The organism is Sphingobacterium sp. WOUb80, assembly GCF_050058145.1.
In the GTDB taxonomy this organism is placed as follows: domain Bacteria; phylum Bacteroidota; class Bacteroidia; order Sphingobacteriales; family Sphingobacteriaceae; genus Sphingobacterium.
The window spans coordinates 4,869,198-4,889,294 of record NZ_CP165617.1; the positions used below are offsets into that span (position 1 = coordinate 4,869,198).

The 20,097-nt window shown below is 41.4% G+C and carries 13 protein-coding genes, 2 tRNA genes and 3 rRNA genes; 10 read left to right on the forward strand and 8 right to left on the reverse strand.

Annotation, left to right across the window (positions count from 1 at the left end; translation table 11 throughout):
• Positions 1 to 177: 177 nt before the first annotated feature.
• From AB1Z56_RS20185 to AB1Z56_RS20205, 5 genes are all read left to right on the forward strand, one after another.
• Positions 178 to 1,551 (forward strand): OmpA family protein, encoded by a 1,374-nt coding sequence (locus AB1Z56_RS20185; RefSeq protein ID WP_309365161.1) that lies wholly within the window; start codon positions 178 to 180, stop codon positions 1,549 to 1,551.
• A 179-nt stretch (positions 1,552 to 1,730) separates the two neighbouring features.
• Entirely contained in the window at positions 1,731 to 3,143 is a 1,413-nt protein-coding gene (locus tag AB1Z56_RS20190; RefSeq protein ID WP_309365160.1) for a tetratricopeptide repeat protein, read from the forward strand.
• A gap of 97 nt (positions 3,144 to 3,240) precedes the next feature.
• Positions 3,241 to 3,987 (forward strand): shikimate dehydrogenase family protein, encoded by a 747-nt coding sequence (locus tag AB1Z56_RS20195; protein WP_309365158.1) that lies wholly within the window; start codon positions 3,241 to 3,243, stop codon positions 3,985 to 3,987.
• Positions 3,988 to 4,031: 44 nt separating this feature from the next.
• Positions 4,032 to 4,673, forward strand: coding sequence for an MBL fold metallo-hydrolase (locus AB1Z56_RS20200; RefSeq protein ID WP_309365156.1), 642 nt, complete (start codon positions 4,032 to 4,034; stop codon positions 4,671 to 4,673).
• A gap of 5 nt (positions 4,674 to 4,678) precedes the next feature.
• Positions 4,679 to 5,908 carry an FtsX-like permease family protein gene (locus tag AB1Z56_RS20205; protein WP_309365154.1) on the forward strand — a complete coding sequence of 410 codons (1,230 nt, stop codon included), beginning with the start codon at positions 4,679 to 4,681 and terminating at the stop codon, positions 5,906 to 5,908.
• Here the strand turns inward: AB1Z56_RS20205 and AB1Z56_RS20210 are convergent.
• Both AB1Z56_RS20210 and AB1Z56_RS20215 read right to left on the reverse strand, forming a co-directional pair.
• A complete protein-coding gene (locus AB1Z56_RS20210; RefSeq protein WP_426789963.1) occupies positions 5,905 to 6,552 on the reverse strand; it encodes a hypothetical protein in 648 nt (215 codons plus the stop codon). The genes AB1Z56_RS20205 and AB1Z56_RS20210 overlap by 4 nt on opposite strands.
• A gap of 57 nt (positions 6,553 to 6,609) precedes the next feature.
• A complete protein-coding gene (locus tag AB1Z56_RS20215) occupies positions 6,610 to 6,885 on the reverse strand; it encodes a NifU family protein (protein WP_293901582.1) in 276 nt (91 codons plus the stop codon).
• Between the two features lie 242 nt (positions 6,886 to 7,127).
• On the opposite strand from AB1Z56_RS20215, the gene AB1Z56_RS20220 reads away from it, so the two are divergent.
• Genes AB1Z56_RS20220 through coaBC form a run of 3 tightly spaced genes read left to right on the forward strand, consistent with a single transcriptional unit; the run spans position 7,128 to position 9,577 of the window.
• Entirely contained in the window at positions 7,128 to 8,057 is a 930-nt protein-coding gene (locus AB1Z56_RS20220; RefSeq protein WP_309365149.1) for an outer membrane protein assembly factor BamD, read from the forward strand.
• Positions 8,041 to 8,370, forward strand: coding sequence for a DNA-directed RNA polymerase subunit omega (locus AB1Z56_RS20225; RefSeq protein ID WP_075990346.1), 330 nt, complete (start codon positions 8,041 to 8,043; stop codon positions 8,368 to 8,370). The genes AB1Z56_RS20220 and AB1Z56_RS20225 overlap by 17 nt, the downstream gene beginning before the upstream one ends.
• 10 nt (positions 8,371 to 8,380) lie before the next feature.
• Positions 8,381 to 9,577, forward strand: a complete 1,197-nt coding sequence (gene coaBC, locus AB1Z56_RS20230; protein ID WP_426789964.1) for a bifunctional phosphopantothenoylcysteine decarboxylase/phosphopantothenate--cysteine ligase CoaBC — start codon at positions 8,381 to 8,383, stop codon at positions 9,575 to 9,577.
• 40 nt (positions 9,578 to 9,617) lie between these two features.
• Here coaBC and AB1Z56_RS20235 read toward each other — a convergent pair whose 3' ends face one another.
• A complete protein-coding gene (locus AB1Z56_RS20235; RefSeq protein ID WP_309365143.1) occupies positions 9,618 to 10,985 on the reverse strand; it encodes a methyltransferase RsmF C-terminal domain-like protein in 1,368 nt (455 codons plus the stop codon).
• Between the two features lie 88 nt (positions 10,986 to 11,073).
• On the opposite strand from AB1Z56_RS20235, the gene AB1Z56_RS20240 reads away from it, so the two are divergent.
• Positions 11,074 to 11,460 (forward strand): SRPBCC family protein, encoded by a 387-nt coding sequence (locus AB1Z56_RS20240; protein ID WP_309365141.1) that lies wholly within the window; start codon positions 11,074 to 11,076, stop codon positions 11,458 to 11,460.
• A 787-nt stretch (positions 11,461 to 12,247) separates the two neighbouring features.
• Here the strand turns inward: AB1Z56_RS20240 and rrf are convergent.
• The 5 genes from rrf to AB1Z56_RS20265 all read right to left on the reverse strand — a co-directional run bounded on the left by rrf (position 12,248) and on the right by AB1Z56_RS20265 (position 17,380).
• Positions 12,248 to 12,359, reverse strand: a 5S ribosomal RNA gene (gene rrf, locus AB1Z56_RS20245).
• A gap of 103 nt (positions 12,360 to 12,462) precedes the next feature.
• Positions 12,463 to 15,342: ribosomal RNA gene (locus AB1Z56_RS20250) — 23S ribosomal RNA — on the reverse strand.
• 228 nt (positions 15,343 to 15,570) lie between these two features.
• A tRNA-Ala gene (locus AB1Z56_RS20255) sits at positions 15,571 to 15,644 on the reverse strand.
• A gap of 11 nt (positions 15,645 to 15,655) precedes the next feature.
• Positions 15,656 to 15,729, reverse strand: a tRNA-Ile gene (locus AB1Z56_RS20260).
• Positions 15,730 to 15,850: 121 nt separating this feature from the next.
• Positions 15,851 to 17,380: ribosomal RNA gene (locus tag AB1Z56_RS20265) — 16S ribosomal RNA — on the reverse strand.
• The 16S, 23S and 5S rRNA genes sit together here with 2 tRNA genes alongside, the layout of an rRNA operon.
• Positions 17,381 to 18,858: 1,478 nt before the next feature.
• Here AB1Z56_RS20265 and AB1Z56_RS20270 point away from each other — a divergent pair.
• The gene (locus AB1Z56_RS20270; protein WP_309367176.1) at positions 18,859 to 20,043 is read left to right on the forward strand and encodes a Pycsar system effector family protein; all 1,185 of its coding nucleotides are present in this window, start codon (positions 18,859 to 18,861) and stop codon (positions 20,041 to 20,043) included.
• Positions 20,044 to 20,097: the final 54 nt, after the last annotated feature.

Consider the following 20,097-nt stretch of genomic DNA (forward strand, 5'->3'; position numbering starts at 1 on the left):
ACCGAATTTTTGTTTTGTTGTTTCACATTAAATACTTAATTTAGTACAAAATATCGCAAAAACAAAATTTTAACATAACTTTAAGACTTTGGCACGGCAATTGTACTGTTCCATGTGTTAATATGATAATTAAATTTGAAAACAATTAAAATTAATAATAACCTTAAAAACAAGAGTATGAACTATTCTACAATTAAAAAAACAGCTGTTGCTGCTACATTAGTTGCCGCTTTAGGTTTCGCTGGTACAGCACAAGCTCAACAAGTATTCGGTGGTAGATCACAATACAGAACTTGGTCTATCGGAGTTCAAGGTGGTATCACTACACCGAACAACGTAATCGGTGGCGGTAACGCTTTTGGTCAAAAAGTAGGTTACTTCCAAAATAAAGTAGGTGAGTACTATGGTTTGACAGTACGTAAACAATTCTCTCACTTATTCGGTTTAGAAGTTGAAGCAAACCGTGGTAAGATCAAAACTTACAACCATGATCTTTCTGGTCCTGCTATCGAAAACTCAAGAGGTGCTCGTTCAGTAGAAACTAGTGTTAACTGGGCTGCTAGCTTAAACGGTGTATTCCAATTGGGTACTATCGATTTCTTGAGAAGAGAAAATGCGGTTAACTTCTACGCTAAAGTAGGTTTAGGAGCGATGGCTTACAACCCTGTTCAATACGATGGAAATGACTTCAATGGTAAAGTTGTTTATGACAACAAAGGAAACTGGGGTGATGGTGTAATCGGTGACCGTGATCCAAAACGTGACCGTGATAACAAATTAACAGCATTCGTTCCTGTAGGTGTTGGTGCTAAATTCAAATTATCTGAAGTAGTAGCATTGAACTTAGGTTATACAATGAACTTTGCTGATGATCAAATCTATGGTCCAGCTCGTCAATCTTCTTACAAAGGTAAATTCTCTTCAGTTATGGCTGGTCTAGAATTCACTTTAGGTTCGAAAGACAAACAAAACTTGACTTTTGCTAACCCAGTTGCTACATTGTACGATGAGTTGAAAGATCCTTCATTGAGAAACGAAGTTGAAGCATTGAAACAACGTGTAAGCACTTTAGAAGGTACTGTTAACACATTAAGCGCTGACGCTGATGGTGACGGTGTATCTGATAAATTTGACAAATGTCCTGGTACTCCAGCGGGTACTCCAGTAGATGGTTCAGGATGTCCAATCAAATTCCCAGAGCCAGTTGTTGAAACTGTAGCTTCTAACGGTTACTATGCTCCAATTCAATTCGAATTTGATAGCTCAGTATTGAAAACTTCATCTTACTCTACATTAGACAAATTGGCTAAAGAGTTACGTGATAACAATTCAGCTGTAGCATTAGATGGTTATGCATCTGCAGAAGGTTCTGAAGCTTATAACTTAACTTTATCTAAAGACCGTGCTAACTCTGTAAAACAATATTTAGTAAACGCTGGTGTTTCTTCATCAAGCATCACTGCTAAAGGTTACGGAGAGAAAAACCCAGTTGCATCTAATGCTACTGAAGAGGGTCGTGTTCAAAACCGTCGTGTTGAGATCAAAAAATAATCGTATATAACATACCATTATAATAAAAGCCGGCTTTAAAGCCGGCTTTTTTATTTTACACGTATTTATCCTTAACTTTGTGGAGGATATCCAATTTGTGGAAAATTAGTTCGAACAAATTAGATAAGAAATTAGTATTTTGAATTAAGGAACAGAATACTGGTTTTAAACTTTTGAGAATGGAAGAGGATTTTGAATTTGAAAACCCCGAGGAAAGAAAAATCTCGGTAGACAGATATGAGGAAATGCTTCGAAACGAGGATCAGTATTTTTTTGACTCCAAAGCTTTTGAAGGAATTATTGATTACTACGCTGAAAAAAATGACCCTGTTAAGGCCTTACAGGTCACCGAATTTGCCATCAGCCAACACCCTTTTGATATTACCTTCTTATTGAAACAAGCACAATTGTTTTCAACGATTCAACAATATCAGAATGCGCTTGCAGCGTTGGATAAAGCGGAATTATTGGAAGCTTCAGAAGGAGACATTTTCTTGATCCGTGGCGGCATATTAGGCAGTATCGGCCAGTTTGATGATGCTTTGGAACAGCTCTTCAAAGCACTTCCACTATTAGATAATAAAGATGAGGTCTATTTCCATATTGCGATGATCTTTCAAGCGCAAATGAATTATGACAAGGCAATAATTTATCTAAAGAAAGCACTTGAACTCAACATGGATTACCAAGAAGCACTCTATGAGTTGGCCTATTGTTATGATGTATTGGATAAACAAGAGGAAAGTATCTCCTTTTATAAAAAGTACATTGATTCAGACCCATACTCCTACTACGCTTGGTACAATTTGGGAAATTCTTACCATAAAATCGGTCAGTTTGAGGAAGCGTTGGACGCATACGACTATGCTATATTAATTAAGGAAGACTTTTCTTCAGCTTATTTCAATAAGGGGAATGCTCTTGTCAATCTAGATCGCTATCAAGAAGCATTGGATGTTTACAAACAAACATTTGAATATGAACAACCAAGTGCTGATACCTATTGCGCGATAGGCGAATGTTATGAAAAACTTGAGCAGATGGAGGAAGCCCGCAATTATTATAAAAAAGCGGTAAAATTAGATGCGGAACTTGCTGATGCCTGGTTCGGTATCGGGGTTACCCTAGATTTTGAAGAACGTTATTTTGAATCACTTCATTTCTATAAAAAAGCTTTAGAACTGGAGGATACAAACCCAGATTACTGGTTTGCAATTGCCGATGCCCGTTATAAACTTCAACAAATAGATCTTGCAGAAGAAGCCTATAAGAAGGTCGTTGCCTTGAATCCAACAGATATAGATGCTTGGCTTGATTATTCCTCAATTCTATTTGAACAAAGTAAGATGGATGAAGCGATTAATGTAATCTCTGATGCTATTACACAAAATCCAAATGCGGCAGAGCTATATTACCGTGTGGTTGCTTATCTATTTGCCAATGGACAATACAATGAAGCATTAAACTTTTTGGAGCTTGGCCTAGCTACTGACCCTGAAAAGCATCCTATTCTTTTTGATTACCTCCCACAGTTGCAAGGAAATCAGATCATTACTGAAATCGTAAAAAAATATACAAAGCCGAAAAATTAACATATACTAGGCCGATCTCCGGTTATTGCGACGCAATGACCGGAGATTTAAATCTCAAGATACATTCCTGATTCCTCAAGATATTGTCAAAATTCCAATGAAAAAACTAGGTTTAATAGGGTATCCATTAGGACACTCCTTTTCAAAAAAATATTATTTAAAGAAATTTCAGCAAGAACATATTACGGATGTAGACTATGATCTATATGCACTTCCTCAAATAGCTGATTTTACAGCTATTGCTTCCAATAAAGATTTCTATGGAGTCAATGTGACCATTCCTTATAAAATAGAGGTTATGGATTATTTGGATGAGCTTTCGGAAGAAGCTGCAGCAATACAAGCTGTAAACTGTATCCGGATCAGCCACACTGCAGATGGCTCGACGCATCTAAAAGGATATAATACAGATGCCTATGGTTTTGAGGCTTCGATAAGACCTCTATTAAATCCTCATCTTGACAAAAAGGCTTTGATTCTAGGAAATGGGGGGGCTGCAAAAGCCGTAATCTATGCGCTGAATCAGCTAAGAATAACACACAAACTGGTCAGCAGAACCAAACATGCGGGCCAGTTGTCTTATGATGAACTCGATGCTTCTATCTTAGCTGACCATACCATAATTGTCAACTGTTCTCCAGTAGGTACATTCCCCAATATAGCAGAATCTCCTAAAATTCCATACGAATTTATAAATGAGACGCACCTCTGCTATGATCTCATTTACAACCCAGAGGAGACTGCATTTTTACGAAAAAGCAAAGAAAAAGGAGCTAGAATCAAAAATGGATATGAAATGTTGGTTCTACAGGCAGAAAAGAACTGGGAAATTTGGAATAGTTGACCTTTCAATAGTAAGAAATCAATAAAAACTGTAATTTTACCATTATGCTTACGATAAAAACATTCACGTTCAACCCTTATCAGGAAAATACTTACCTACTGTATAACGAGTCAGGAAATGCAATTATTATCGATCCCGGAATGTATGGTGAGCAAGATCAAGAAGAATTAACGACCTTCATTACAGACAATGGACTCAAGCCGACAATTCTATTAAATACACATTGCCATATAGACCATGTTTTAGGGAATAGCTTTGTCCACGAAAAATTTGGCCTGTTACCGCAATTCCATGAAGATGAGGTACCGATTTTAGTAGCCGTTCAGAATTATGCTCCCCAGATGGGCTTCCGATATGACATTTCTCCAATTGGAGAAACATTTCTAAATGATGGTGATACCGTTTCCTTAGATAATGATGAACTAAAAGTTATACTAGCACCGGGTCATTCACCTGCGCATATTTGCTTTTATTCAGCCGATCAGAAATTTTTGATAGGAGGAGATGTACTATTTCGCAACAGCATAGGCAGAACTGATCTTCCTGGAGGAAACCATCAGCAGCTCTTAGATAGCATAAAAGCCAAACTTTATACTTTACCCGATGACACAGTTGTCTATCCTGGACATGGACCATCAACAACGATTGGCTTTGAAAAAAATTCCAACCCATTTATTCGAGAATAAGAGCCATGAATCTGCCGTTTCTATTTGCTAAAAGATATCTGTTTTCTAAGAAATCAGTTAATGCCATTAATATTATCTCATCCATTAGTGTTATTGGCGTCATGGTAAGTAGTGCTGCATTGATTATTTTGTTGTCTTCATTTAATGGAATGGAACAGCTTATACTGTCTATGTACAGTAAGTTTGCACCAGAGCTCAAAATTGAACCTAGGAAAGGTAAACTTTTTGATAGCAAACAGGCTGTCTTCAACGAATTACGAAGAGATTCTAATGTGATTCACTACACCGATGTTCTACAAGAGAAAGTATTATTACAATATTCAAATCGGCAATTTATAGCAAATATAAAAGGAATCGAACCTCAATCGCTAAGTACAAAAACCGGCGACAGTATCATTGTGGATGGTCAATACAAACTTACCCATGACTCTAGCAACCTGGCTATTCTTGGAGCAAGCGTACAGGCAAATCTGGCAATTCCTATGCAAAACTCTTCCGAGCAGATTCAAGTGTATTCCCCAAGAAAAGGGGTTAAAAATTCATCTAATCCCGCCGAGGAGTTCAATATCCGCTCCATTGCTCCCGGAGGGGTATTACGCTACCAACAAGATTTTGACAATTTAATTATTACACCAATTTCATTTGCTAAAGAGGTTCTTGGAGAATATGACCGCGTTTCATCGATTGAGTTTTACCTAAAAGATGGTATAGATGTTAATTCATTTGGACAAGCATTACAAAAGAAAATAGGAGCGGATTACATTGTGAAGAATAGGGAAAAACAAAACCCTACCCTATATAAAAATGTACGTGTTGAACGCTGGGTTGTCTTTTTTATCTTGACTTTGATCAGTGTGATTGCAATATTTAATATTGTAGGCTCCTTAACCATGCTTGTACTGGACAAACAAAAGGATATGACGATCCTCAAAGGCTTAGGGGGAGCTGATGATCTAATTCAGCGTATTTTCTTTTATGAAGGTCTTATGATAGCTATTATTGGCTGTGTGCTCGGTTTATTGATTGGCGGAATATTTAATTACATTCAATCAACTTATGGAATTATTCGCGTAGAAGATGGAGCAAATACAATTATTGACAGTTATCCTATGGTAAGTAATTGGACTGACTACGTTTTGGTATTCCTTACGGTCACGGGCATCTCCGGTCTAGTTTCTTATTTCTCCGCTAAACTAAGTGTTCGGGAACTAAATAAATTAAAGGCTACCGACTAATAATTTGAACTTTTTCGGCTCTGACTTCCTTTTGTAATCTGCTGGATTAAACTACCCCATGCAAAGGGATTCAACAACGGATTGGCATAACGCTGGTTAATAACTTTATTATTCATTGTATTAAAGCTCTGCGCGTTGTTAATGGAGCGCATTTCGTTACCATCACGCGGTATGACTGCAGCCATCGCGGCCAATGACTCATAAGACAATGATCTTCTTACCCTCACGATATTATCTTCAGAAACGTCTAGATTCATAAATGCAATATTGAACTCTTCGATACTAGCCCATGGATAAGGTGTTACCATCGGGAGCTCCGTAACCAAGTTTTGCATAATGATATTTGCGGTATATTTATCTCCTGAGACCTCAGGAATAGTGACAACTAAAGGGTCAAAACCAACAGAAGTAAAACGAATTGTATCTCCTACGTGTGCTACAAAAGAGAAATAACCTTCGTTATTTGCGGCAAAAGCCTCATTCCTAAAGGACAAATTGGTAACAGTCACATAACACACCGGAAGACCGGACCCAACCGTCGTTACGATACCGGAATATTGTATAATCTTTCTTTCCTGAGCACATAATGCAGAGGAACCAAAAAGCGCAAACACAGTGAATAATATAGAAATCAGCAACTTCATAGAACAAATTTAAGCAAAAGTAGCTGAGCTAGCCGTTAAATTGTGTTAATAGAAAAACTAATTAGCAGAGGGTAAGGTTGCGTCTGGGGAATCGGGATCTGTTAAATTGATAGCCTCCACTGCTGTAATTTCAGGAACAGCCTTCCGAATTGCTTGCTCCAAACCAGCCTTAAAGGTCATAATGCTCATTGAACATGAAGCGCAAGCTCCTAATAATTTTAAACGCACGACATTATCCGCTGTAATCTCTTCAACACTCACATTTCCGCCATCAGTTTCCAAATATGGTCTCAAGGTATCTAATGCTTGCTCAACTTTTTCTTTTAAAGTCATACTCTTAATGCTATTCAATGATTGTAATATGTAAAGATAATCAAATATTTTAAAATGTATATTTTTAAGCCTCACTACCAGTAGAAAAACAACAAGTATATGACAATATACCTGTACAGTTGGTTCAATCGAGTTAAAGAATGTTAATAAGAAATGTTGTTTTTGCGATCAAATAATTATTAAACTATATTGCGCAGTAAAATTTAATTGATTAGTATAACAAATTCACTTATCTTTGTAAAATGTTTTTAAATAGGCGTATAGCGGCTATCTGTGCCGGCATGATGTTTCTATTGGTGTTTACTGGTTGTAAGAGTAAATTTGAGAAATTGCGCGCAAGCAATAATATCGCTCAAAAGTACGAAGAGGCCGTAAAACTTTATGAGAAAAAGAAATATACAAAGGCATTAGTTTTGTTTGATGACTTGCGGACCAAGTTCCGTGGACAAGCTGAAGCAGAAAATATTTACTATTATTTGGCATTTGCCAACTACCGTCTGAAAGATTATACTTCAGCGGCATATCACTTTAAAGATTTTTCGGATGTTTATCCAAACAGCCCAAGAGCAGAGGAATGTAGATTCATGCATGCCTACTGCTATTATTTGGATTCTCCGAGATCGACTCTAGACCAAGCAAATACGAAGAAAGCAATTGATGCTTTACAGCTATTTGTTAATCTTTATCCAGAATCGGAACGATCAAAAGAAGCATCAGATCTTATTCAGAAATTGAGAGATAAGCTTGAACTTAAAGCTTTTGCCAATGCAAGGCTTTATTACGATATGGGGCTTAATGATGATTATAGAGCAGCCGTTATTGCATTACAGAACGTACTAAAAGAATATCCTGATACAAAATACGCAGAAGAGATTGAGTTTTTAACATTAAAAGCACAATATATCTACGCATCCAAAAGTATCTTCCTGAAACAAGAAAGCAGATTTGATGAAGCCTTGGATTATTACCGTAACTTCGCAAGTAATTTTCCGAATAGCAAACACATGAAAGAGGCAGAATCCATTCGTGAAGATTCTGAAAAAGGGATTAAAACTGCCCTCTCTCAAGTAAAAGATTATAATAAGGCCCTTGCAGAACAGGAAACTTATATCAAAGAACAAAAGGCGAAAAAAGAAAAAGAAAATACCCAAAAAGATGAGTCAAAAAAATAACAATTCAATTCCAAACTCTACAGTTACACGTGACTTGAGACAATTGGACAAAGGAACTGACAATCTCTATGAATCTATTGTAGTTATTTCTAAACGCGCGAACCAAATTGCAGTAGATATTAAAGAAGAATTGAACGGAAAACTTGCTGAATTTGCAAGTAACAACGATAACTTGGAAGAGGTATTCGAAAACCGCGAGCAAATAGAGATTTCAAAACATTATGAACGTATGCCAAAGCCTACTTTGGTTGCTATTGATGAATTTTTACACGATAAAGTGTACTATAGAAATCCTTCAAAAGAGCAGGACTAATCCTTAGAAAATGGCTTTAGCTGGGAAAAATATTGTAATTGCTGTATGCGGCAGTATTGCCGCATACAAGATTGCATCCCTCATCCGTCTTTTGGCAAAAGCAGATGCCCGTGTTAGCGTTGTCATGTCAAAAGAAGCTACAGCGTTTATCACCCCACTTACGCTTTCCACACTCTCCAAAAACCCTGTTTTAATAGATTATTATCAGCCGACTACTGGGGAATGGAATAATCATGTCGAAATTGCGCTAAATGCAGATTACATTTTAGTCGCTCCCGCAACTGCAAATACACTTGCCAAGATGGCCAATGGACTTTGCGACAACCTCCTTACAGCCGTATATCTATCAGCGAAATGTCCAGTACTATTTGCGCCAGCAATGGATTTAGATATGTGGAAACATCCATCCACACAGGCCAATATCAGTAAACTCTGTTCTTATGGTAATATCTTGATTCCCCCGGGGAATGGAGAACTAGCTAGTGGATTAGTAGGCGAAGGACGTCTAGCTGAACCCGAAGAAATAATGAATTTTTTGGTTAAATTTTCAGCGCAGGAACTGCCTTTATCTGGAAAGAAAGCCTTAGTATCTGCAGGCCCCACTTATGAAGCTATAGACCCTGTTCGTTTCATTGGCAATCATTCAAGCGGAAAGATGGGCTATGCTATCGCCAGACAACTTGAAATACTTGGCGCAGACGTCACATTGGTATCAGGTCCTAGTTCCCTAAAAGCACCAGATCGTGTTCATACAATTTCGGTAACATCAGCTGCTGAGATGTTAAACGCTTGTGAAACATATTTCGAAAATGCAGATATTGTTGTAATGAGCGCTGCAGTTGCAGACTACACGCCAGTTGAAGTTGCTACTCAAAAAATAAAAAAGAAAGAAAATGAGTTCTCTATCGAACTAAAGAAAACAGCGGATATTCTGGCTACTTTAGGGGCTAAAAAGAGAGAAAAGCAGTTACTCATTGGATTTGCATTGGAAACCAATAATGAGCTCGAAAATGCAAAAGACAAATTGATCCGAAAAAACCTGGATTTTATTGTGCTCAATTCCATGCAGGATAAAGGAGCTGGCTTCGCCACAGATACGAATAAGGTCACCATCATCGATCGATCTGGAAATACCAATGAGTTTAGTCTAAAATCAAAAGAAGAAGTCGCCAAAGACATCTGTTCAATTATCGTAAAGCTTTCCTAAACTTAATTCTTACACCGCTTTTTAAGAACTCCCCCCAGTCTTATAAATTTACAATCCTCAATTCCTTTGGGTAATAATTATTAATACGATTGGCTAATACTTTCATCCAACCCAATGATCTCCCTTGAAAACTGGCGATAGCCCAGCCTTGAATATTTGCAGGAATTGTATCAACTGCCACGTTCTCTTTTCTAAGGTAGTTTCGAGCATCCTCAAGCGACAACTCTACAGATTGGAAGTCTCTCTTCAAATGATTACTTAAGGCCAATGCATGACTTGGTATCAGCTCTTTTCTATTAAGCTTACCGACATTCGTACCCGCATTCTTAAGGTAAAGTACATTTTGGAGATACTTCAGATCACTTTCATACATTTTTGGGAAAACATAGACATCTTCATGATGAAGAAAGGTATGGAAATTTTCGCTATCCGAAAACCAATTATCCAAAATCCCTTTAGGTACATCTGATTTCTCCGGTTTAATTCGTTTTCTATTGAAAGTTTCCTGTTCACCAATCTTTTTCAAAACAGCAATAAAAAAACCCTCTCCACCTAATTTATGCGGATAAAAACGATAACCATGTGCATGATGTTTATCAGAAGCTGTATGATCAATACCCCAATTTTTATCAATAGGTATTTCAATGGATTCAAAATCACCACTTTCCAATAGCCAATCAACGATATCTTCATTTTCCTCTACTGAATAGGAACAAGTCGAATAGCATAAATATCCGCCCTTCTTTAAAGCGGACAAACTTTCACCTAGAATTCGCTGTTGTCTTTCACTGCAAAGCTTAACATTCGCTTCAGACCATTCATCTATTGCATCGGCATCTTTCCTAAACATTCCAGAACCGGAACACGGGGCATCAACAACCATCAAATCGAAATATCCAGGAAGACGATTAAACGCAGCTGGATCGTTGTTTGTTGTTACTGTGTTGGCATTTCCCCATTTCATTAAGTTGTCTTGTAGGATTGTAACCCTAGCTTTAATAATTTCATTTGCAACCAAGAGCGATTCCGGATGTAAACTGCTGTTTAATAAAGTAGACTTTCCGCCAGGGGCAGCACATAAGTCCAAGGCCCGGATACTGTCTACATGCAAATTTAAACTTTGAATGATATGGTCTATGAACATAGAAGAAGCATCTTGTGGATAGTATGCTCCAGCGTGAAATAAAGGATCTAATGTAAATACTGGTCGATCCTGAAGATAATAAGCACCATTACACCAGGGGACTTGCCCCGTAGTAGGAAACGGGCAATCCTCCAATTTATTGGGATTCAAGCGTATTGCTGTAGCCCGAATACCTTCTTCATGTATCTTAATAAATGCATCAGTATCAAATAATGGATTGGTTCCTAATTTTTTCACTAAAGAATTCGGCAGAAAATTACTCATGTTGTCCTAATAGTTTGCGATAAAATTAAGATAAATAAAAATGAAGTCAAAATAAGTGGTAAATTACAAGAAAGAGTAACTTTACACCATGAAAGAATTCAAGAAATATGCAATCATTCCTGCAACTCCAGAGGAGCTGTATCTTGCATTAACGACCGAAATTACTGCTCGTCTTTGGACAGGCGACCTTGTGTCCATCGACGCTACTGTCAATGGAGAATTCTCTTTATGGGATGGAGCCATTAGTGGCCGATTCTTGGAACTAGAGCCTTCTACGAAAATTGTACAAGAATGGTATTTCGGAGAGACAGATGCTCCTTCTATTGTAACCCTAAAGCTGCATGAACATAAAAAAGGAACCTCCCTAGAAATTAGGCAGACAAATATACCTGATGAAGATTTTGAAAATATCTCAGATGGATGGGAAGATCCATATATCGCCTCGCTGATCGACTTTTATACGGAAGAAGATTAAAACAATCCACGTATTCTTGCAAAGAATAGTATAATAACTTAAAAATTAAGGTATTTGTGTTCCATATAGCCCTTGGAAATACAAATACCTCCTCCCTTCGCACTCTCCCTTGTTTTTGCATTCCGATATACGCGATAGCAATTTATAATGCACTATTAAATCACCTGCAGCTTTCTTTTAATAAACCAGATAAGACGGAACAGAACTTCGTTATTCTCGTTTAATCCTACTTCTCATACAGATTAATACTAGGCAATCTGCTTAGTCATTAAACTCCAAATTCCATCCAACACTTTATCCCACATTAGCGAAATGTTCGATGATCCTTTCTTAAAATCAGCAAAAATGAGCATTCCGAATAGGGTTTGTCAGTTCTTCTGTATGAAGATCTGACAGACCGGGAAGCTCCCCTCAGGGGCACTAAAGCGTATAATACGGTTCTCCAAAAGCGCCAACCCCAGAAGGGACTAGCCGGAAAGAGCCGGTCAACACTCTCCACGGGTCAGCGCGCGATCCTTTTATCCAGGACTCATCCTGCAGCTTGCGGCTATAAATAAGGGAGCATTTGGGTTAAGGGGCTAATGGTGATGCACCATACCACTGTGGGACAGTGACAGCTGCAGGGTAGCGGCGGTTGCGGAACAGCTGCCGATGGACCGGGCTCACCGGAGGCCATGTGCTGTGATAACCAATAGGCGGAGGATATACAATAGCTTGTACATGGAATTACGGAAGTACTTAAACGAAAGAAGCCCTTGACTGTTTCCAGCAAGGGCTTCCGTGTAAAAAAAGGCACCGACCTACTCTCCCACCTGTTACGGCAATACCATCGGCTCTGGCGGGCTTGACTGCTCTGTTCGGAATGGGAAGAGGTAGACACCGCCGATATAGGCACCTAAAAATCTTTATTGGCTGATTCCTTATCGGAACATCAGACCAACTGACATATATATTGAAAGATCATTTTAAAAATTAAAGAGGAAGACAACAGTGTCTGTCTGCTTGAGAAAGCTTCGGGCTATTAGTACCACTTGGCTTTGGTCTCTCAACCTTTACACCTATGGCCTATCAACGTAGTCATCTTCTACGACCCTATAAGGAAGTCTCATCTCGTGGCTAGTTTCGCACTTAGATGCTTTCAGCGCTTATCTATTCCAGACGTAGCTACCCTGCCGTACACCTGGCGGCATAACAGGTTCACCAGAGGTCTGTCCAACCCGGTCCTCTCGTACTAAGGTCAGATCCACTCAAACTTCCAACGCCCACAACAGATAGGGACCGAACTGTCTCGCGACGTTCTGAACCCAGCTCGCGTGCCACTTTAATGGGCGAACAGCCCAACCCTTGGGACCTTCTCCAGCCCCAGGATGTGACGAGCCGACATCGAGGTGCCAAACCTCCCCGTCGATATGAGCTCTTGGGGGAGATCAGCCTGTTATCCCCAGCGTACCTTTTATCCTTTGAGCGATGGCCCTTCCATACAGAACCACCGGATCACTATGTCCGTCTTTCGACCCTGTTCGACTTGTCGGTCTCACAGTCAAGCAAGCTTATGCCATTGCACTCCGCGTACGGTTACCAAGCGTACTGAGCTTACCTTTGAAAGCCTCCGTTACCTTTTTGGAGGCGACCACCCCAGTCAAACTACCCACCAAACAATGTCCTCCCCATAAGGGAGTTAGAAACCGAATACAGAAAGGGCGGTATTTCAAGGTTGATTCCATGACTCCTGGCGAAGCCACTTCAACATCTCCCGCCTATCCTACACATCCTGTACCCAATCTCAATGTTAAGCTATAGTGAAGGTGCATGGGGTCTTTCCGTCCCGTTGCGGGTAATCGGCGTCTTCACCGATACCACAATTTCACCGAGCTCATGGCTGAGACAGCGCCCAGATCGTTACACCATTCGTGCAGGTCGGAACTTACCCGACAAGGAATTTCGCTACCTTAGGACCGTTATAGTTACGGCCGCCGTTTACTGGGGCTTCGATTCAATGCTTCTCTTGCGATGACATCCCCTCTTAACCTTCCAGCACCGGGCAGGTGTCAGGCCTTATACTTCATCTTGCGATTTTGCAAAGCCATATGTTTTTGTTAAACAGTCGCCTGGGCCTTTTCACTGCGGCTGCTCTTCTCAGAGACAGCGCCCCTTCTCCCGAAGTTACAGGGCCATTTTGCCGAGTTCCTTAGCCATGACTCACTCGAGCACCTTAGGATTCTCTCCTCGACCACCTGTGTCGGTTTGCGGTACGGGTCTTCATAACCTGAAGCTTAGCGGGTTTTCTTGGAAGTCTGTTTACCTGCTCTATCAGCGCCACCGAAGCTTTGCTGTACTATTGGGGTTCAGCTAGAGTTGCGGATTTGCCTACAACTCCAATACCTACGCCTTTCAACGAACTATTCCGTCAGTTCGCGGCAGTGTCACTACTCCGTCACCACATCGCAGTTATGAAGAGTACTGGAATATTAACCAGTTGTCCATCGGCTTGCCCCCTTCGGGTGCGCCTTAGGTCCCGACTGACCCTGATCCGATTAACGTTGATCAGGAAACCTTGGTCTTTCGGTGGGCGGGTTTCTCACCCGCCTTATCGTTACTTATGCCTACATTTGCTTTTCCATAACCTCCACAGTTCATTGCCAAACTGCTTCCCCGGCGATGGAATGCTCCCCTACCAGATGTACCTAAGTACAAATCCATAGCTTCGGTACCGTTCTTGATGCCCGTTTATTATCCACGCCCGGCCGCTCGACTAGTGAGCTGTTACGCACTCTTTAAATGAATGGCTGCTTCCAAGCCAACATCCTAGCTGTCTGGGCAACCGGACCTCGTTAGTTCAACTTAGAACGAATTTGGGGACCTTAGCTGATGGTCTGGGTTCTTTCCCTCTCGGCCTTGGACCTTAGCACCCAAAGCCTCACTGCCGGCTATATTTGATAGCATTCGGAGTTCGTCTGGATTTGGTAGGATTTGACTCCCCCGCACCCAATCGGTAGCTCTACCTCTATCAAACTCTACGCCGACGCTGTTCCTAAAAACATTTCGGGGAGTACGAGCTATTTCCCAGTTTGATTGGCCTTTCACCCCTACCCTCAGGTCATCCGGAAACTTTTCAACGTTTATCGGTTCGGTCCTCCATTACATGTTACTGCAACTTCAACCTGCCCAAGGGTAGATCACAAGGTTTCGCGTCTACCTCATCTGACTATGCGCCCTATTAAGACTCGCTTTCGCTTCGGCTGCGTCCCTGAAGGACTTAACCTTGCCAGACAAGAGTAACTCGTAGGCTCATTATGCAAAAGGCACGCTGTCACAGAATCTCTCTGCTCCAACCGCTTGTAAGCACACGGTTTCAGGTTCTTTTCACTCCCCTGTTCGGGGTTCTTTTCACCTTTCCCTCACGGTACTGGTTCACTATCGGTCTCTCAGGAGTATTTAGCCTTACCAGATGGTGCTGGTGGATTCCCACAGGATTTCTCCGGTCCCGCGGTACTCAGGATACCACTATGTCAACATTCTTTACCTGTACGGGGCTCTCACCCTTATCGCGCAGTTTCCCACCTGCTTCCAGTTCATAGCGCTGTACAATCTCGTGGTCCTACAACCCCGGCCATGCCGTAACATGATCGGTTTGGGCTCTTTCCCGTTCGCTCGCCACTACTTGGGAAATCATTGTTATTTTCTTCTCCTACGCCTACTTAGATGTTTCAGTTCAGCGCGTTCGCGTTTTATACGACTATTCTTCAAATAGTCAGGTTGCCCCATTCGGAAATCTCTGGATCAAGTCGCATTTGCCAATCCCCAAAGCTTATCGCAGCTTATCACGTCCTTCTTCGCCTCTGAGAGCCTAGGCATCCCCCGTGTGCCCTTATTTACTTTCTTCACCGGCATAGCCTTTTGCTACTATGCGGCTGCTTTTGATATATATACCCGTATGCTACGCAAAGATTCGTTCGGCCTTGACCGAGGGTCTCCTCTTTACATCAAGCACATACACGTATTGTCTCTACTGTTGTCTTCTCTTGTAATTTTTTTTCTCTTTCAATATGTCAAAGAACTCTTTTTCCGGTTTTTATTCTGGAGCATCTGTCGATGTTCCTTCCGGAGATGTGGAGAATAACGGATTCGAACCGTTGACCCCCTGCGTGCAAGGCAGGTGCTCTAGCCAGCTGAGCTAATTCCCCGTACTTTTTCGTAGTCCCGAGCAGATTTGAACTGCTGACCCCTACATTATCAGTGTAGTGCTCTAACCAACTGAGCTACGGGACTAGCTTATCTTGTTCATCTCTTTCTCTCGGTCCTGCTCCTTGCGGGGCGGGCACTTTCTTCTGATGTTTTTTCTTCTTGCAATCATATGTAACGTGACGAGCACCGATCTTCGATACTCTAGAAAGGAGGTATTCCAGCCGCACCTTCCGGTACGGCTACCTTGTTACGACTTAGCCCCAATTATCGGTTTTACCCTAACACGCTCCTCGCGGTAACATGCTTTAGGTACCCCCAACTTTCATGGCTTGACGGGCGGTGTGTACAAGGCCCGGGAACGTATTCACCGCGTCATTGCTGATACGCGATTACTAGCGAATCCAACTTCATGGGGTCGAGTTGCAGACCCCAATCCGAACTGTGAATGGCTTTTAGAGATTAGCATCATATTGCTATGTAGCTGCCCGCTGTACCATCCATTGTAGCACGTGTGTAGCCCCGGACGTAAGGGCCATGATGACTTGACGTCGTCCCCACCTTCCTCTCTGTTTGCACAGGCAGTCTGTTTAGAGTCCCCACCATTACATGCTGGCAACTAAACATAGGGGTTGCGCTCGTTGCGGGACTTAACCCAACACCTCACGGCACGAGCTGACGACAGCCATGCAGCACCTAGTTTCGTGTCCCGAAGGACGAGTGCGTCTCTGCACTCTTCACTAACTTTCAAGCCCGGGTAAGGTTCCTCGCGTATCATCGAATTAAACCACATGCTCCTCCGCTTGTGCGGGCCCCCGTCAATTCCTTTGAGTTTCACCCTTGCGGGCGTACTCCCCAGGTGGATAACTTAACGCTTTCGCTGGGACGCTGGCTGTCTATCGCCAACATCGAGTTATCATCGTTTAGGGCGTGGACTACCAGGGTATCTAATCCTGTTCGATCCCCACGCTTTCGTGCATCAGCGTCAATACCAGCTTAGTGAGCTGCCTTCGCAATCGGAGTTCTAAGACATATCTATGCATTTCACCGCTACTTGTCTTATTCCGCCCACTTCAAATGGATTCAAGCCCATCAGTATCAAAGGCACTGCGATGGTTGAGCCACCGTATTTCACCCCTGACTTAATAGGCCGCCTACGCACCCTTTAAACCCAATAAATCCGGATAACGCTCGGATCCTCCGTATTACCGCGGCTGCTGGCACGGAGTTAGCCGATCCTTATTCTTCCAGTACATTCAGCTATCTACACGTAGATAGGTTTATTCCTGGACAAAAGCAGTTTACAACCCATAGGGCAGTCATCCTGCACGCGGCATGGCTGGTTCAGGCTTCCGCCCATTGACCAATATTCCTTACTGCTGCCTCCCGTAGGAGTCTGGTCCGTGTCTCAGTACCAGTGTGGGGGATTCTCCTCTCAGAGCCCCTAGACATCGTCGCCTTGGTAAGCCGTTACCCTACCAACTAGCTAATGTCACGCGAGCCCATCTCTATCCTATAAATATTTAATCAACTGAACATGCGAACTGTTGATGTTATGCGGTGTTAATCTCTCTTTCGAGAGGCTATCCCCCTGATAGAGGTAGGTTGCTCACGCGTTACGCACCCGTGCGCCACTCTCACCGTCTTCGAGCAAGCTCTCCGACGGATCCCGTCCGACTTGCATGTATTAGGCCTGCCGCTAGCGTTCATCCTGAGCCAGGATCAAACTCTCCATTGTAAAATGAAGTTTTTGATTCCAACTATTTACATAATCAGAATTCTTTTTTTTATATCTCTGATCTTGGATCGAATTGAACTAATTCTTGAATTTGTTCATGACTTTCGACTTTCGTCTGTCTACTCGTCACGCTTACATGATTGTGTTTTCTTAAAGAACTTTTGTCGCTTCAACTTCCGTATCCGCTATATTCCGATGGCATTGCGCCGTCTTTATCTTTTTTTGTTTCCCCTCCGTTTCCGTTGGGACTGCAAAGGTAGAAATCTTTTTTGAACTTCCAAAAACTTTTTCAAGTTTTTTTTCTTTTCTCTTTTTTCGATTTCCGCGTTTAAAATAAACGCAGCGGGATTTTAAATCCTGCCAAACTCTCTTAAACCCTTCTTTTTTTCATGATTTCTTCTTTCGAAGTAACCGTCCCTCCCTTGCGGAGTGGTGCAAAGATAGGGAGTTTAAATACAAACTTCCAAGCCTTTTGTTCTTATTATTTTCATTTTATCCTTAACTGCCTGTAAAGGTGCGAGATTCTTTTTGGTTTTTGGTAGCGGCAGGTGCAGCAGCTGGCAAATAACGGTTGATCCGGCACCACAAATGGAAATAGGGAAGCTCCAGGCGCCGGGAAAGGAGCTCCCTCGAGGTTTCCCCGAGGTTTGCCGAAGGACTTCAGCTTCTGCGTCAGGAGCCAGCCTGCGAAGCGGGCATCAGAAAAAGGGTGGCTTGCGTTCAGGACAACAGAAAGAGCTTAACATATACAGTCGAGGGACGGGAACGCCGCACCGGGCACATCCCATGCACGGACAGGCAGATATGGATAAGGTCGGAAAAAGGGAAGCCAAAAGGACCGCGAACATCAGGCCGCATAATCCGGTCCGGAATCTGCTGCTAAAGCCTCCGCAGACCTTCGGGTAGTATACGCGTGGGTAATATATGTGCCGGAAAGTCCTGAAAATGGTATCGCTGAAAAGATGGCACAGGAAAAATACCGAAGCGCAGCACATAAAAGGATGACAGCACACGGGGTACAGAATACACAATTAAATAACCATACTTTCTTACCCTTTTAGTTAGGGTTTAGTTAGGGTTTGTTTAGGGTTAGTTTAGGTATAGTATAGGTAAGACCTAAACTAAACCTAACTTAATACTATGCTAACTATAGACAAAAGCTAAATAAATAGGGGATTTGATTACAACTATACTATATCTAGCGGTATCTCCTCACTGCCAAAGTCAAATTTGGACCACTACATTGGACAATAACAGAGATTTAGTCGATAACCTATGATTGATCGTAAGAACTACTCTATCTAATCAAAAAGACACAGCCCATATGACAAGATTAGCCAAGGTAATTTCATGTCTAGTGGAATAACTCTTTTTTCAGTAAATTTGATCTAGGTTAATAAATAACAAAAAAGAAGACCTTATTTTTAAGAAATTAAAGATATTAAATACTTTTATTGCAAATAAAACCCTATTGGTCCATGATAGATTATGCTCAGCTTTTAAAACAGGTAGAAGAATATGCTGAAACTTATATTACAGAAAATATTTCAGTTTGCCATTGTTTTCACAATACGATACATACACGTTCTGTTGTACGTGCTGCGGAGGAGATTTCATCGCACTATAAACTAGGAGAGGAGGATCACTTTATTGTTATTAGTGCCGCCTACTTTCATGACCTCGGCTACGTAAAATCTGACAATGCTATCGGTCATGAGAAGAGAAGTGTCGAAATTGCTTTCGATTTCCTTCAGGACAAAGGCATACCGGAAGCCATACAGGAAAAAATCAAAGGTTGTATTTTAGCAACGAGAATGCCTCAGGATCCTACAAACCTGCTGGAGCAAATTCTCTGCGACGCGGACCTATTTCATTTTGGGAATGAGGATTTCGTTAACAGAAACAAACTGATGAAAGCCGAAGCTGAAGCAGTACTAGGGAAGGAGATTGATAAAGACGTATGGCGGGCCGGCACAATCAAACTATTAATGAGTCATCATTACCATACTGAATATGCGCAACAAAAGCTTAATGCCAAAAAGGAGATGAATCTAAAAGAACTGGAGAAAAAACAGGAGAAATCTATCTCAAAAAATAAAGAAAGCAAAAAAGAAGATAAGAAGGAAAAGGAGAAAGGCGGTAAGCCAGAACGTGGCATAGAAACAATGTTCCGGATTACATCCTCAAACAATCAGCGATTAAGCGACATGGCAGACAATAAGGCCAACATCCTGTTAACGGTCAATTCTATTATCCTTTCTGTCGTGATTGCTGTCTTATTTCGGAAACTAGATGCCAACGAGCACCTTATTATCCCAACAATTATCTTAACAACGGCAGTTGTAGCAACCATGGTCATGGCAATATTGTCAACAATACCCAAAATTCCTTCTGGTAAATTCTCAAAGGAGGAAATCGAGCAGAAATCAGTCAATCTTCTCTTTTTTGGGAACTTTTACAAGATGAAACTCGACGACTACAACGAAGGAATGCAGAAGGTAATGGTCGATTCGGAATTTCTATATGGCATGCTCACCAAGGATGTTTATTCGCAAGGTGTGGTATTAGGTCGAAAATACAAACTTCTACGATACGCCTATGGAATTTTTATGTTTGGACTTGTTATATCGGTTGTTTCTTTTGTCGTCGCAACTATATTTTAATACGATCCTATAAACACAGTGAAATATGCCAGGATCATGTTGTTCAAACTTTCT

What these genes read in the sequence shown, in the direction of transcription:
- AB1Z56_RS20205 (WP_309365154.1), top strand. Translation starts at nt 4,679, where the DNA reads ATGAATCTGCCGTTTCTATTTGCTAAAAGATATCTGTTTTCTAAGAAA.
- AB1Z56_RS20185 (WP_309365161.1), top strand. Translation starts at nt 178, where the DNA reads ATGAACTATTCTACAATTAAAAAAACAGCTGTTGCTGCTACATTAGTT.
- AB1Z56_RS20220 (WP_309365149.1), top strand. Translation starts at nt 7,128, where the DNA reads ATGTTTTTAAATAGGCGTATAGCGGCTATCTGTGCCGGCATGATGTTT.
- coaBC (WP_426789964.1), top strand. Translation starts at nt 8,381, where the DNA reads ATGGCTTTAGCTGGGAAAAATATTGTAATTGCTGTATGCGGCAGTATT.
- AB1Z56_RS20235 (WP_309365143.1), bottom strand. Translation starts at nt 10,985, where the DNA reads ATGAGTAATTTTCTGCCGAATTCTTTAGTGAAAAAATTAGGAACCAAT.
- AB1Z56_RS20200 (WP_309365156.1), top strand. Translation starts at nt 4,032, where the DNA reads ATGCTTACGATAAAAACATTCACGTTCAACCCTTATCAGGAAAATACT.
- AB1Z56_RS20270 (WP_309367176.1), top strand. Translation starts at nt 18,859, where the DNA reads ATGATAGATTATGCTCAGCTTTTAAAACAGGTAGAAGAATATGCTGAA.
- AB1Z56_RS20190 (WP_309365160.1), top strand. Translation starts at nt 1,731, where the DNA reads ATGGAAGAGGATTTTGAATTTGAAAACCCCGAGGAAAGAAAAATCTCG.
- AB1Z56_RS20240 (WP_309365141.1), top strand. Translation starts at nt 11,074, where the DNA reads ATGAAAGAATTCAAGAAATATGCAATCATTCCTGCAACTCCAGAGGAG.
- AB1Z56_RS20215 (WP_293901582.1), bottom strand. Translation starts at nt 6,885, where the DNA reads ATGACTTTAAAAGAAAAAGTTGAGCAAGCATTAGATACCTTGAGACCA.
- AB1Z56_RS20210 (WP_426789963.1), bottom strand. Translation starts at nt 6,552, where the DNA reads ATGAAGTTGCTGATTTCTATATTATTCACTGTGTTTGCGCTTTTTGGT.
- AB1Z56_RS20195 (WP_309365158.1), top strand. Translation starts at nt 3,241, where the DNA reads ATGAAAAAACTAGGTTTAATAGGGTATCCATTAGGACACTCCTTTTCA.
- AB1Z56_RS20225 (WP_075990346.1), top strand. Translation starts at nt 8,041, where the DNA reads ATGAGTCAAAAAAATAACAATTCAATTCCAAACTCTACAGTTACACGT.